Below are 12394 nucleotides of genomic sequence, written 5' to 3' on the forward strand. Positions count from 1 at the left end.
ACCGCACGCTCGTTGCCGAGGATCAGCTCTGCGCGTCCCGGGCAACCGCGTGCCGCGGTTGGTACAGCAGCGCACGAACCAGCGGGCGCGGATCACCTCGTCGGCCACGCCCAGCGCCAGCGCCATGATCGACACCTGCGGGTTGACCTCCGGGCAGCTCGGCAGGATCGAGGCGTCGGCCACCCACACCCCGTCCACGCCGCGCAGCCGCCCCGTCTCGTCGACCGGGCAGAGCTGATCGTCGGCGCCGGCGGCCGCCGTGCCCGTCGGATGAAAAGCCGCCAGGTGCAGGCTTCTCGGGTCGCTGCGCCGCAACGCATCCTGCAGGGCGGGCAGCGACGTCACCGTCATCGCGCCGGGCAAACCGGTCAGCACCTCGCTCGCCCCGGCCGCGAACAACAGCCGGCCCATCGCCTCGAGTGCCACCACGAGCTTGCCGACGTCGGCGCGCGCGATGTTATAGCGCACCAGCGTCTCGCCGCGCACGGTGGACACCGAGCCGACGCCCCGATCGGCCACCATGGCGCCGAACGTCGCCACCCGGGGGGCCGCATCCAGCCAGCCGAGCAGCTCGGCACCGTAGCCCGGATACACCATCGAGCCCATCCCCGGCGGGGTGGAGGTCGCTTCGATGAGCACGCCGTGCGACTCGTGCAACTCGTGAACCGCGGCGCTTTGCAGCACGCCGTGCCAGGCCACCACGTCGTCCTCGAAGCGGCCCGCGAGCATGGTCGCCGGATGCAGCGCCAGGTTGCGGCCGAGCCGCGGGTGCGCGCCAAAGCCGCTGCGCCGCAACAACCCCGGCGTTTCGGTGGCGCCGGCCGCCACGATGACCGTGTCGGCCAGCACGTCCAGCGCGGTGCCGTCGGGCCGGCGGGCGCGCACCCCTCGTGCGCGCCCGTGCCCGTGCAGCACCCGCTCGACGCGGGCGTGGGAGATGATCCGCGTGCCCGAGGCGCACGCCTCGGGCAGCGCGTTGAGGTGCACGCCGAACTTGGCGTTGCGGGGGCAGCCGATCGCGCACTGGCAGCAGCCCTCGCAGCCCGGCGCGTTGCGCGGGATGGGCGCCGCCCGCCAGCCCAGCGTGGCGGCGGCCTCCAGCAGCAGCCGCCCGTTGTGGCCCATGACCTCCAGCGGCACCGGGGCAACCCGCAGCGTGCGTTCGACGTCGTCCAGGCGCGCGGCCAGCCGGTCGGAATCGGCCAGCGCGAGCCCGAATTCGTCGCGCCACCGCCGTTGCACGGCCGCCGGCGGGCGGTAGCAGGTGCCGGAGTTCACCACCGTGGTGCCGCCGACCGCCCGGCCGATGGGCAGCACCACCGACGGGCGGCCCAGGGCGACGGTGGCCCCCGCGCCGCGGTACAGCCCGGCGTAACGGTCGATCGGGTGGGTGGTGCGGAATTCCTCGACCGTCCACCGGCGCCCCTCCTCGAGGACGACGACGTCCAGGCCGGCCCGGCCCAGCGCGCGGGCCGCCATCGCCCCGCCGGCGCCCGACCCCACGATCACCGCGTCGGCGGTGACGACGGAGGCCTCATCGGCCGACGACACGATGTTCAGCGCGGCGTCGGGCCGGGCGGTCGCGTGCTGGCCGGCGTGCGAAATCAATTCCGTCGCATAGGTTTCCGCGCCGTTGGCCAGCAACACGATCGCCTTCATGGCCTCGACGGCCGCGCCGGCGTCCGGGCTCAGCGCGGCGACCCGGCGCAGGACCTGCTCCCGGCGGTCGGGGCCGAGCCGCGACAATGGCCGGCCGGTGGTGGCGTAGCTCGCCGCGGCCAGCGTGAACAACCCGGCGCGCACGGCCACGCGTGATGTCGTGGGCAGCTGCCGCAGGTAGCGCTCGACGCGGCCGGTCAGCTCGGGGGGCGTCGGGCCGCCGTACTCCTCCGGCAGCAGGGCGGTTCCGAACGAGGCGACCAGGCTCATGTCGTCCGCGCGAGCCGGCGGCCCAGCTTGATGAAGAACGGATAGGTGGCGAAGATGGCGGCGGCCGCCGCGTGCAGGGGCCAGTCCGCTTTGGCGGTGTTGACGCGGAAAACCCCGCTGTTCCACATGAAGTCGCGACCGTTGCGGGCGCGGAACGGCCGCCACAGCACCCCCAGTCCGGGGACGTTGTTGTACAAACCGAACGAGCCGCCGAAGAAGACGCCCAGCGTGGCGGCCTCGGCGGCGTCGCGCTGCTCGGCGGGCAGCCGCCGCTCGATCAGCAGGCCGGAGGCGAACAGCAGCGGTGGGTCGAGCAGAAAGCTCATGAAAGGATCCTTTCGTTGACCTCGGGTGCCGCGCGGCCGCGCAGGCCCACTTCGGCGTGCCCGGTGCCCAGCACCGACCACCGCCGGTCGTCGATCTCGATGTGGACGTCGGCCTGTTCGGTGTTGGTGCACACCGCTTTTCCGCCGTCGGGGTCGGTGTACTCCAGGCTCACGCACCGCTCCGCGGGCTGGTCCACGCGGATCAGGACCCGACGGCCGCCGATGCGGCCCTCCAGCTGCCAGTGCGCCAGCCCAAGGGTCGTCCGCATCCGCAGAGACGGCAAAGGGCTTGCGGGCCAATCCTTTCCGTCGATGCGAAACCGCACGAACGCCAGCGGGGCCAGCTTGTTCAGCCCCGGCCTATTGGAGACCGCCGCAACGACTTCCATGACGTCGCCGTTGCCCAGGTCGGCGTGGACCCAACCCCAGCGCTTGGCGTTGCCGTGCCCATAGATGTGCGCGACGCCGCCACGCCAGCCGTCGATGCGCGACGCGGTGCCGGCGACGGTCAGCGAGCCGGTGAAGTCGGCGGTGGGGGCGATGACGACCTGGGCGCCCGGCAACAGCTCGCGGTCCCAGGCCGCGCGGGGAAACGTCCACAGCGGTGCGCCGGTGTCCGTCCACGCCAGGTCCCAGGCGAGGGGCCCGGCGCGTCCGCTGAGCTGAGCGTCGCCCACCCGGACGCCTTCGGCGTCGAACCACCAGGGCCCGCTGGCGGGCCGGGTGGGCGCGGGACCGAACCGCTCGGTGCGGGGCGGGCCGTCGGGCGAAAACCAGGTGGCCCAGCCGTGCGCGTAGGCGTCGCCGGCGAGCGGGGCGACCGTCTCGCAGTGCACCCACAGCCCGGCGCGCGTCGCCGGATCCGACAGGGTGGCGTACCACACTTCCAGGCGGCCGGCCTTGCCGCGCCAGCGTGGATTCGCCGCCGATTGCGTGTCGCCGTCCATTGCTCAACCTCCCGAGGGTTAATCCACTATATTGGTTGAGCCAATGAACCAGTCAAATCCGCTGCGTCCGCCGGACCGCCAACGCGTCGACGAACAGATCGCCGCGTCGATCACCGACGCGATCCTCGACGGCGCGTTTCCGCCGGGCTCGGCCCTGCCGCCCGAGCGCGAGCTGGCCGAACAGCTCGGCGTCAACCGCACGTCGCTGCGCCAGGGCCTGGCCCGGCTCCAGCAGATGGGCCTGATCGAGGCCCGGCACGGCAGCGGCAACGTGGTCGCCGACCCGCAGGGGCTCACCCACCCCGCGGTGGTCGAGGCGCTGGTGCGCAAGTTGGGGCCGGAGTTTTTGGTGGAGCTGTTCGAGATCCGGGCGGCGTTGGGGCCGTTGATCGGGCGATCGGCGGCGCGACGGCGCGCCCCCGAGGATGCCGAGACGCTGCGCGCCGCGCTGGCCGCGGTCGGTGAGGCCGACAGCGCGGCGGCGCGCCAGGCCGCCGACCTCGCCTACTTCCGGGTGCTCATCCACCACAGCCGCAACCGCGCGTTGGGGTTGCTCTATCGCTGGGTCGAGCACGCCTTCGGCGGCCGCGAGCACCAGCTCACCGCGGCGTACGACGACGCCGCGCCGGTGGTGGCCGGGCTCACCGCGATCACCGAGGCCGTGCTGGCGGGCGACGAAGCGGGGGCCGCCGCGGCCGTCGAGGCGTACCTGCACGCCAGCGCGCAGCGAATGGTGTTGTCCTACAACAAAACCGAGGCTATTCCGCGAGGCGAGTCGCGGGATGAACCGCGATGAGGCCCAACTTGGCGCGGCGCTTGCACATGGCCGCCAGCTCCGCGTAGGCCTTGGCGCCGAGCAACTCGGTGAGCTCGTCGGCCATGCTCTCCCACACCTGCTTGGCGCCGACGTGGGCGCCCGGGTCACCCGTGCAGTACCAGTGCAGGTCGGCGCCCCCGGAACCCCAGCCGCGCCGATCGTATTCGGTGACAGTGGTTTTGAGGATCTCGGTGCCGTCGGGCCGCGTCACCCACTCCTGGCTGCGCCGGATCGGCAACTGCCAGCAGACGTCGGGCTTCATGGTCAGCGGCGCGACGCCCAGCTTGAGGGCCTTGCTGTGCAGCGCGCACCCGACCCCCCCGGGGAAGCCGGGCCGGTTCAAGAAGATGCAGGCGTCCTTGTGTTTGCGGGTGCGGTACTGGGCCTGCCCGTCGTGCTCGTCGAGTTCCAGGTATCCCTTGCGGCCCAAGCCCTTTTCGCGGAATTGCCAGTCGTCGTCGGTCAGGTGCTGCACCGCGTCGTCGAGCCGGGCGCGGTCGTCGTCGTCGGACAGGAACGCCCCGTGCGAGCAGCAGCCGTCGTCCGGGCGGCCCGCCACCGTGCCATGGCAGGCGGGGGTGCCGAACACGCACGTCCACCGCGACAGCAGCCAGGTGAGGTCGGCCTCAATCAGGTGCTCCGGATTGTCCGGGTCGTAGAACTCCACCCACTCACGGGCGAAGTCCAGCTCGACCTCTTGTCCCGGCTCAGGGTAGGAATTCGCCACGGCGTCCACGTTAGACGACGCATCCGGCTCTTCGACCCGCTGACACTCGGGGCCCGACCGAACATCGTCGGCAACTTCCTTTGCGGGCCGCACGCGGGGTCCGCCCATATCCGACTAGGTTGTTTTCCGTGCGATTGGGCGTTCTCGACGTGGGCAGCAACACAGTTCATCTGTTGGTGGTTGATGCGCACCGTGGTGGGCATCCCACGCCCATGAGTTCGACGAAGGCCACCCTGCGGCTGGCCGAGTCGATCGACAGCTCGGGCAAGATCACCAAGCGCGGCGCCGAGAAGCTGATCTCCACGATCGACGAGTTCGCCAAGATCGCCGACAGCTCCGGCTGCGCCGAGTTGATGGCCTTCGCGACCTCCGCGCTGCGCGACGCGGTGAACTCCGACGACGTGCTGACCCGCGTCCGCAAGGAAACCGGCGTCGAACTGGAGGCGCTGAGCGGGGTCGACGAGTCGCGCCTGACCTTCCTCGCGGTGCGCCGCTGGTACGGGTGGAGCGCGGGGCGGATCATCAACCTCGACATCGGCGGCGGCTCGTTGGAGATGTCCAGCGGCGTCGACGAGGAGCCGGAGGTGGCGCTGTCGCTGCCGCTGGGCGCCGGCCGGCTGACCCGCGAGTGGCTGCCCGACGACCCACCCGGGCGGCGCCGGGTGGGGATGCTGCGGGACTGGCTGGACGCCGAGCTCGCCGAGTCCGCCGTGACGATGCTGGAAGCCGGCGCTCCGGACCTGGCGGTGGCGACGTCGAAGACGTTTCGCTCGCTGGCGCGGCTCACCGGTGCGGCCCCGTCGGCCGACGGGCCGCGGGTGAAGCGGACGCTCACAGCAAACGGCCTCAGGCAACTCATATCTTTCATCTCTAGGATGACGACCGCCGACCGGGCAGAACTGGAAGGAGTGAGCGCCGAGCGGGCGCCGCAGATCGTGGCGGGTGCGCTGGTGGCGGAGGCGAGTATGCGAGCGCTGTCGATCGAATCGGTGGATATCTGCCCGTGGGCATTACGGGAAGGTCTCATCTTGCGCAAACTCGACAGCGAAGCCGACGGAACGCCCCTCATGAAGCGATCCGTGCGCGATGCTGGAGGCCAGGCAGGTGATCGGGACGGCAACCGATCGAGAGGCGACAAAGCATGACCGGACCACACTCCGAGACCGAGAGCGCGGGCACTCGGCCGATCTCGGTGGCCGAACTTCTGGCCAGGAATGGAACCATCGGCGCCCCGGCGGTCACCCGGCGCCGCCGCCGCCGCCGCGGTGACAGCGACGCGGTGACCGTCGCAGAGCTGACCGGCGAGATTCCGGTCATCTCCGACGACGACGAGGACCCCCGGACCGCCGAGCAACCGAGCGCCGAACCCGTCGCCACCGCCCCGCAGCAGCAAACCGAAGCCAAGCCCGCCACCGCGTACTGGTCGCAGCCGGAGCCGCGCTGGCCCAAGTCGCAGCCGAAGAAGCCGTCCGGACCGGAGCGCAGCGAGTACCCGCGCCCGCTGAGCCATGCCGAGGCGACGAACGGCACCGGCCAATCCGGCGCCGAGGACATGAATCCCGACCCGCTGGACCATTACAGCGACCTCCCGGTCGACGTGATGGATTCGGAGGTGCGCGAGGCCGAAACCGCGCAGGAGGATTCCGCGTACGTGCGCTCCTACCTGCAGACGGAGACCGACGAGGCCGAGGAGGACGTCGACCCGCTGGCCGCCGGATACGTGCCCGAGGAGGACCTCGACGAGACGAGGCACGCGGACGCGGCCACCGACACCCACGCGCCCGGCCGGTTCGAGGGGATCTGGCGCGGCAGCCTGGTCGTGTTCCAGTCGATCCTGGCCGTCGCTTTCGGCGCGGGATTGTTCGTCGCCTTCGACCAGTTGTGGCGCTGGAACAGCATCGTGGCCCTGGTGCTCTCGGTGCTGGTGATCCTGGGCCTGGTGGTCGGCGTCCGGGTGGTGCGCAAGACCGAGGACATCGCCAGCACGTTGATCGCGGTCGCGGTGGGGGCGTTGATCACCCTGGGCCCCCTGGCGCTGTCGCTGCAGTCGGGCTAGGCGGACCCGGGACCACACAGACCGTTGCGCCCAGCTATCAAAGTCGGACTCTCAACGGCTTCGGTGTACCCATTGCGGGCCGAGGCCGCGTTCGAGTACGCCGCCCGGCTCGGCTACGACGGGGTCGAGCTGATGGTGTGGGCAGAAACGGTCAGTCAGGACATCGACGCCGTGGCCAAACTGTCCCGGCGCTATCGGGTACCGGTGCTGTCCGTGCACGCGCCCTGCCTGCTGATCTCGCAACGGGTGTGGGGCGCCAACCCGATCCCCAAGCTGGACCGCAGCGTGCGCGCCGCCGAGCAGCTCGGCGCGCAGACCGTCGTCGTGCACCCGCCGTTTCGTTGGCAGCGGCGCTACGCCGAGGGCTTCAGCGAGCAGGTCGCGGCGCTGGAGGCCTCGAGCGACGTGATGGTCGCGGTGGAAAACATGTTCCCGTTCCGCGCGGACCGGTTCTTCGGATCGGGCCAGTCGCTGGAGCGGATGCGCCGGCGTGGCGGCGGCCCGGGCCCGGCCATCTCGGCGTTCGCGCCCTCCTACGACCCGCTGGACGGCAACCACGCGCACTACACGCTGGACCTGTCCCACACCGCGACCGCGGGCAGCGATTCGCTGGACATGGCCCAACGGATGGGCGACGGGCTGGTCCACCTGCATCTGTGCGACGGCAGTGGTCTGCCCGCCGACGAGCACCTGGTGCCCGGGCACGGCACCCAGCCAACCGCGGAGGTCTGCCAGATGCTGGCCGGCAGCCACTTCGGCGGCCACGTCATCCTGGAGGTGTCCACGTCCAGCGCGCGTTCGGCCAACGAGCGCGAAAGCATGCTCGCCGAATCGCTGCAGTTCGCCCGCACGCACCTGCTGCGCTGATCAATCCAGGAGACCATGAACGCGTTATTCACCACCGCGATGGCATTGCGGGAGGTTGACCCCGGCGTCTTTGAAGGCGAGCTCAACAAGCACTGGACCATCGGCCCGAAGGTGCACGGCGGCGCGATGCTGGCGCTGTGCGCCAACGCCGCCCGCAGCGCCTGCGGCGGACCGTCGGCCGGCTTCGAGGCGGCCCAGCAGCCGGTCGCGGTGTCGGCGAGCTTCCTGTGGGCCCCCGACCCGGGGCCGATGCGGCTGGTGACCTCGATCCGCAAGCGTGGCCGGCGGATCAGCGTGGTCGACGTCGAGCTCACCCAGGGCGACCGCACCGCGGTGCACGCCGTGGTCAACCTCGGTGAGCCGGAGCACTTTCCGCCCGACGGTGACGCCAAGCCGTTGCTGTCGGCCAACCCCGTGGTGGGCCTGATGGCGCCCGAGCCGCCCGACGACGTCGCGCCAATCGGGCCCGGCCACCCGCTGGCCGGCCTGGTGCACCTCGGCGAGGGCTGCGACGTGCGACCGGTGTTGTCGACGCTCGGGCCGACGGCCGACGGGGGACCGCCGGTGATCCAGATGTGGGCGCGCCCCCGGGGCGTGGCGCCGGACGCGCTGTTCGCGCTGATGTGCGGGGACCTGTCCGCGCCGGTGACCTTCGCGGTGGAGCGCACCGGCTGGGCGCCCACCGTCCAGCTGACCGCCTTCCTGCGCGGCTTGCCCGCCGACGGGTGGCTCCGGATCATCGCGACCTGCACCGAAATCGGTCATGACTGGTTCGACGAGGACCACACCGTCGTCGACAGTCTGGGCCGCCTCGTCGTGCAGGCCCGCCAACTGGCGCTGGTCCCTGCCGCCGGGTAGCCGCCGGTGTCTGCGATGCTGTCGGGCATGGCAAGAATCGCGATCATCGGTGGCGGCAGCATCGGGGAGGCACTGCTGTCGGGTCTGCTGCGCGCGGGCCGGCAGGTCAAAGACCTGGTGGTGGCCGAGCGGGTGCCGGAGCGCGCCGAGTATCTGGCAGCCACCTATTCGGTGCTGATCACCTCGGTGGCCGACGCGGTGGAGAACGCGTCCTTCGTCGTGGTGGCGGTGAAGCCGGGCGATGTCGAGCCGGTGATGGCGGAGCTGGCCAAGGCGGCCGCCGCGGCCGAGACCGACAGCGCCGAGCAGGTGTTCGTCACCGTCGCGGCCGGAATCGGCCTCTCGTACTTCGAGTCGAAGCTGCCCGCCGGGACGCCGGTGGTGCGCGCCATGCCCAACGCGGCGGCGTTGGTCGGCGCGGGGGTGACCGCCCTGGCCAAGGGCCGGTTCGTCACCGTCCCGCAGCTCGAGGGGGTCTCGGCCCTGTTCGACTCCGTCGGCGGCGTGCTGACCGTGCCGGAAGCCCAGATGGACGCGGTGACCGCGCTTTCCGGGTCGGGCCCGGCCTATTTCTTCTTGATGGTCGAGGCCCTGGTGGACGCCGGGGTGGCCGCCGGTCTGAGCCGCGAGGTGGCCACCGACCTGACCGCGCAGACCATGGCCGGGTCGGCGGCCATGCTGCTGGAACGGATGGACGCCGAGCGGCGACCGGCCGAGGGGGAGGCGCCGGGGTTGCGGGTGGACGCCACCGCGACCCAGCTGCGGGCCACCATCACCTCACCCGGGGGAACCACCGCCGCCGGGCTGCGCGAACTGGAACGGGGCGGCCTGCGCGCGGCCGTGGATGCGGCGGTTCAGGCCGCCAAAATGCGCTCTGAGCAGCTAAGAATTACATCGGAGTAATCCAAGATTTTTGAACTGATTGTCCCCCACCAGTACCAGTAACCCCATTAGTCCCGCTATTCTCCTCTTTGTATGCACGTGTGGGTGCCAGCGGAGGGGAAGCCGCTGGCATTGCGGGTGCCTGACACGATTGGGTTGCGATGACGTCTACGAACGGGCCATCGGCGCGCGATTCTGCTGGTAAGCGGGACACCGGTTCCGGCGAGGGCCAGCAGGGCAGGACACAGTTCTTGACCGTCGCCGAGGTGGCGGCGTTGATGCGGGTCTCCAAGATGACGGTGTACCGGCTGGTGCACAACGGCGAGCTGCCCGCGGTCCGCGTCGGGCGGTCTTTCCGCGTGCACGCCAAGGCGGTGCACGACATGTTGGAGACGTCCTACTTCGACGCGGGCTGAGACGAAACCGGCCGCCCGCTGACTGCGCGCGGCCGGCCATGCGCGCTCCGCTGCGGACGCCGACGCCGGTTTGGTGTTCGGTGCGTCCCGCCGGGTAAAGTGTCCGGGTCAATCGGAGCAAGCAGGTCACGGGTCAGATAGCGGAGTTCATGGGTTCAGTAATCAAGAAGCGGCGCAAGCGCATGTCGAAGAAGAAGCACCGCAAGTTGTTGCGCCGCACCCGGGTGCAGCGCAGAAAACTCGGTAAGTAGGGCCCGCCCGCGGCGTCCTGCTGCGGTCTCTGAAGAGTCGATAGGCTGTTTGGGTGGATCAGTCGAGTGGGGATGGCGCCGGAAACGGCGGCACCGCGAGCAACACGGTGCATTACCCCAAGGTTGTGCTGGTCACCGGGGCGTGCCGGTTCCTGGGCGGCTACCTGACCGCTCGGCTCGCGCAGAATCCGATGATCAACGCGGTCATCGCGGTGGACGCGATCGCGCCCAGCAAAGACATGCTGCGCCGGATGGGCCGCGCGGAGTTCGTTCGGGCCGACATCCGTAATCCCTTCATAGCCAAGGTGATTCGCAACGGCGATGTCGACACGGTGGTACACGCGGCGGCCGCCTCGTACGCGCCCCGCTCCGGCGGCACCGCGGCGCTGAAGGAAATCAACGTGATGGGCGCGATGCAGCTGTTCGCGGCCTGTCAGAAGGCGCCTTCCGTGCGCCGCGTCGTGCTCAAGTCGACGTCGGAGGTGTACGGCTCCAGCGCGCACGATCCGGTGATGTTCACCGAGGACAGCACCAGTCGCCGGCCCCTGCGCGGCGGCTTCGCCAAGGACAGCCTCGACATCGAGGCCTACGCCCGCGGCCTGGGGCGGCGCCGGCCCGACATCGCCGTGACGATCCTTCGCTTGGCTAACATGATCGGGCCGGCGATGGACACCACGCTGTCGCGCTACCTGGCCGGGCCGCTGGTGCCCACGATGTTCGGCCGCGACGCGCGACTGCAGTTGCTGCACGAGCAGGATGCGTTGGGCGCGCTGGAGCGCGCGGCGATGGCCGGCAAGGCCGGCACCTTCAACGTCGGCGCCGAGGGCATCATCATGCTGTCGCAGGCGATCCGCCGGGCTGGCCGTATTCCGTTGCCAGTGCCCGGTTTTGGCGTCTGGGCGCTGGATTCACTGAGACGGGCTAACCGTTACAACGAGATCAGCCGCGATCAATTCGCCTACCTGAGCTACGGCCGGGTCATGGACACCACCCGGATGCGGACGGAACTCGGCTACCAGCCGAAATGGACGACCGCCGAGGCGTTCGACGACTACGTCCGCGGCCGTGGCATGACTCCCATTATCGACCCGCATCGGGTACGCTCCTTGGAAAGTCGCGCCATATCCTTAGCCCAGCGCTGGGGTAGCCGAAATCCAAGTTCGTGGGGTGGGGTCAGGTAGGAATCGTGGCGGGTGAAACCAGAGCGAATGTCATTCCACTGCACACGAATCGGGGTCGGGTAGCGGCGCGTCGGAGATCCGATCAGCGCGCGGAGTCTGCTGGCCAGCATCCTTCCTTGCTTTCGGACCCGCACGGCCGGGCGTCGGCGGAGGAGATCGCCGCCGTCGTCCGCGAGATCGACGAGCACCGCCGCGGCACGGGCGCCGGCTCGGCCGACGTACCCCTCAACGAACTCGCGCAGCGGGTCGCCGCGGTGGCCGGCTTCCTGCGGCAGCGGATCACCGGCGACTACAGCGTCGACGAGTTCGGCTTCGATCCGCACTTCAACAGCGCGATCGTCCGGCCGTTGCTCCGGTTCTTCTTCCGGTCGTGGTTCCGGGTCGAGGTCAGCGGCGTCGAGAACCTGCCCAGCGAGGGGGCCGCGTTGGTGGTGGCCAACCACGCCGGCGTGCTGCCGTTCGACGGCCTGATGCTTTCGGTGGCGGTTCATGACGAGCATCCCGCGCAGCGGGACCTGCGGCTGCTCGCCGCCGACATGGTGTTCGACCTGCCCGTGGTGGGCGAAGCCGCCCGCAAGGCGGGCCACACCATGGCCTGCACCACCGACGCGCACCGGCTGCTCGCCGCCGGCGAACTGACGGCCGTGTTCCCCGAGGGCTACAAGGGACTGGGCAAGCGCTTCGAGGACCGCTACCGGCTGCAGCGCTTCGGCCGCGGTGGCTTCGTCACGGCGGCGCTGCGCACCAAGGCGCCCATCATCCCGTGCTCCATCATCGGTTCGGAAGAGATCTACCCGATGCTGACCGATGTGAAGCTGCTGGCCAGACTGTTCGGCCTGCCGTATTTCCCGATCACGCCGCTGTTCCCACTGGCGGGGCCGGCGGGCCTGGTCCCGCTGCCCTCGAAGTGGCGCATCGCGTTCGGCGAGCCGATCTACACCAGCGACTACGCCGCCTCCGACGCCGACGACCCGATGGTCACCTTCGAGGTGACCGACCAGGTTCGCGAGACCATCCAGCAGACGCTGTACCGGTTGCTCGCCGGCAGGCGCAACATCTTCTTCGGCTGAGCTCTTCGTTTCCCGGCCCGGCCCGTTTCGCTTTCCGGGCCTCGCCGACGCGAAAACGCCCCGGAGC

The 12394-nt window shown here is 70.4% G+C and carries 14 protein-coding genes; 10 read left to right on the forward strand and 4 right to left on the reverse strand.

Annotated elements, in window-relative coordinates; all coding sequences use genetic code 11:
• From A5702_RS11785 to A5702_RS11795, 3 genes are all read right to left on the reverse strand, one after another.
• Positions 1 to 1929: GMC family oxidoreductase (locus tag A5702_RS11785; protein ID WP_156669588.1), on the reverse strand; the 1929-nt coding region annotated here is incomplete at its 3' end.
• Positions 1926 to 2255 (reverse strand): hypothetical protein, encoded by a 330-nt coding sequence (locus A5702_RS11790; protein ID WP_055403954.1) that lies wholly within the window; start codon positions 2253 to 2255, stop codon positions 1926 to 1928. The genes A5702_RS11785 and A5702_RS11790, both read right to left, overlap by 4 nt.
• Entirely contained in the window at positions 2252 to 3202 is a 951-nt protein-coding gene (locus tag A5702_RS11795) for a hypothetical protein (RefSeq protein WP_068220870.1), read from the reverse strand. The genes A5702_RS11790 and A5702_RS11795 overlap by 4 nt, the downstream gene beginning before the upstream one ends.
• A 43-nt stretch (positions 3203 to 3245) precedes the next feature.
• Between A5702_RS11795 and A5702_RS11800 the strand changes: the two genes are divergently transcribed.
• Positions 3246 to 3998 (forward strand): FadR/GntR family transcriptional regulator, encoded by a 753-nt coding sequence (locus tag A5702_RS11800; RefSeq protein WP_068220873.1) that lies wholly within the window; start codon positions 3246 to 3248, stop codon positions 3996 to 3998.
• Here A5702_RS11800 and A5702_RS11805 read toward each other — a convergent pair.
• A complete protein-coding gene (locus A5702_RS11805) occupies positions 3961 to 4755 on the reverse strand; it encodes a hypothetical protein (protein WP_068220876.1) in 795 nt (264 codons plus the stop codon). The two genes, A5702_RS11800 and A5702_RS11805, sit on opposite strands and share 38 nt — an antisense overlap.
• Positions 4756 to 4874: 119 nt before the next feature.
• On the opposite strand from A5702_RS11805, the gene A5702_RS11810 reads away from it, so the two are divergent.
• The 9 genes from A5702_RS11810 (at position 4875) to A5702_RS11845 (ending at position 12327) form a co-directional block, all read left to right on the forward strand.
• On the forward strand, positions 4875 to 5891 hold the full coding sequence (locus A5702_RS11810) for a Ppx/GppA phosphatase family protein (RefSeq protein WP_055403950.1): 1017 nt from the start codon (positions 4875 to 4877) through the stop codon (positions 5889 to 5891).
• A complete protein-coding gene (locus A5702_RS11815) occupies positions 5888 to 6802 on the forward strand; it encodes a hypothetical protein (protein ID WP_055403949.1) in 915 nt (304 codons plus the stop codon). Before A5702_RS11810 ends, A5702_RS11815 begins: the two co-directional genes overlap by 4 nt.
• A 24-nt stretch (positions 6803 to 6826) precedes the next feature.
• Positions 6827 to 7669 (forward strand): sugar phosphate isomerase/epimerase, encoded by an 843-nt coding sequence (locus tag A5702_RS11820; protein ID WP_055403948.1) that lies wholly within the window; start codon positions 6827 to 6829, stop codon positions 7667 to 7669.
• Positions 7670 to 7684: 15 nt separating this feature from the next.
• Positions 7685 to 8527: a thioesterase family protein gene (locus tag A5702_RS11825; protein ID WP_068220879.1), complete on the forward strand. Its 843-nt coding sequence runs from the start codon at positions 7685 to 7687 to the stop codon at positions 8525 to 8527.
• Between the two features lie 27 nt (positions 8528 to 8554).
• Positions 8555 to 9430 carry a pyrroline-5-carboxylate reductase gene (gene proC, locus A5702_RS11830; RefSeq protein ID WP_197285988.1) on the forward strand — a complete coding sequence of 292 codons (876 nt, stop codon included), beginning with the start codon at positions 8555 to 8557 and terminating at the stop codon, positions 9428 to 9430.
• 140 nt (positions 9431 to 9570) lie between these two features.
• Positions 9571 to 9825, forward strand: a complete 255-nt coding sequence (locus tag A5702_RS11835) for a cell division/environmental response transcriptional regulator (protein WP_046185670.1) — start codon at positions 9571 to 9573, stop codon at positions 9823 to 9825.
• Positions 9826 to 9974: 149 nt separating this feature from the next.
• Positions 9975 to 10076 carry a 30S ribosomal protein bS22 gene (locus tag A5702_RS25640; RefSeq protein WP_003402602.1) on the forward strand — a complete coding sequence of 34 codons (102 nt, stop codon included), beginning with the start codon at positions 9975 to 9977 and terminating at the stop codon, positions 10074 to 10076.
• A gap of 53 nt (positions 10077 to 10129) precedes the next feature.
• Entirely contained in the window at positions 10130 to 11257 is a 1128-nt protein-coding gene (locus A5702_RS11840; RefSeq protein ID WP_055404566.1) for an SDR family oxidoreductase, read from the forward strand.
• The gene (locus tag A5702_RS11845) at positions 11239 to 12327 is read left to right on the forward strand and encodes a lysophospholipid acyltransferase family protein (protein ID WP_156349652.1); all 1089 of its coding nucleotides are present in this window, start codon (positions 11239 to 11241) and stop codon (positions 12325 to 12327) included. Before A5702_RS11840 ends, A5702_RS11845 begins: the two co-directional genes overlap by 19 nt.
• Positions 12328 to 12394: the final 67 nt, after the last annotated feature.

Origin of the sequence: Mycobacterium sp. E3339 (assembly GCF_001666915.1) — a bacterium.
Lineage (GTDB): Bacteria > Actinomycetota > Actinomycetes > Mycobacteriales > Mycobacteriaceae > Mycobacterium.

Excerpts from the sequence above, each read along its gene's own strand:
- A5702_RS11795 (WP_068220870.1), bottom strand. The coding sequence starts at position 3,202 with ATGGACGGCGACACGCAATCGGCGGCGAATCCACGCTGGCGCGGCAAG.
- A5702_RS25640 (WP_003402602.1), top strand. The coding sequence starts at position 9,975 with ATGGGTTCAGTAATCAAGAAGCGGCGCAAGCGCATGTCGAAGAAGAAG.
- A5702_RS11790 (WP_055403954.1), bottom strand. The coding sequence starts at position 2,255 with ATGAGCTTTCTGCTCGACCCACCGCTGCTGTTCGCCTCCGGCCTGCTG.
- proC (WP_197285988.1), top strand. The coding sequence starts at position 8,555 with ATGGCAAGAATCGCGATCATCGGTGGCGGCAGCATCGGGGAGGCACTG.
- A5702_RS11825 (WP_068220879.1), top strand. The coding sequence starts at position 7,685 with ATGAACGCGTTATTCACCACCGCGATGGCATTGCGGGAGGTTGACCCC.
- A5702_RS11835 (WP_046185670.1), top strand. The coding sequence starts at position 9,571 with ATGACGTCTACGAACGGGCCATCGGCGCGCGATTCTGCTGGTAAGCGG.
- A5702_RS11800 (WP_068220873.1), top strand. The coding sequence starts at position 3,246 with ATGAACCAGTCAAATCCGCTGCGTCCGCCGGACCGCCAACGCGTCGAC.
- A5702_RS11815 (WP_055403949.1), top strand. The coding sequence starts at position 5,888 with ATGACCGGACCACACTCCGAGACCGAGAGCGCGGGCACTCGGCCGATC.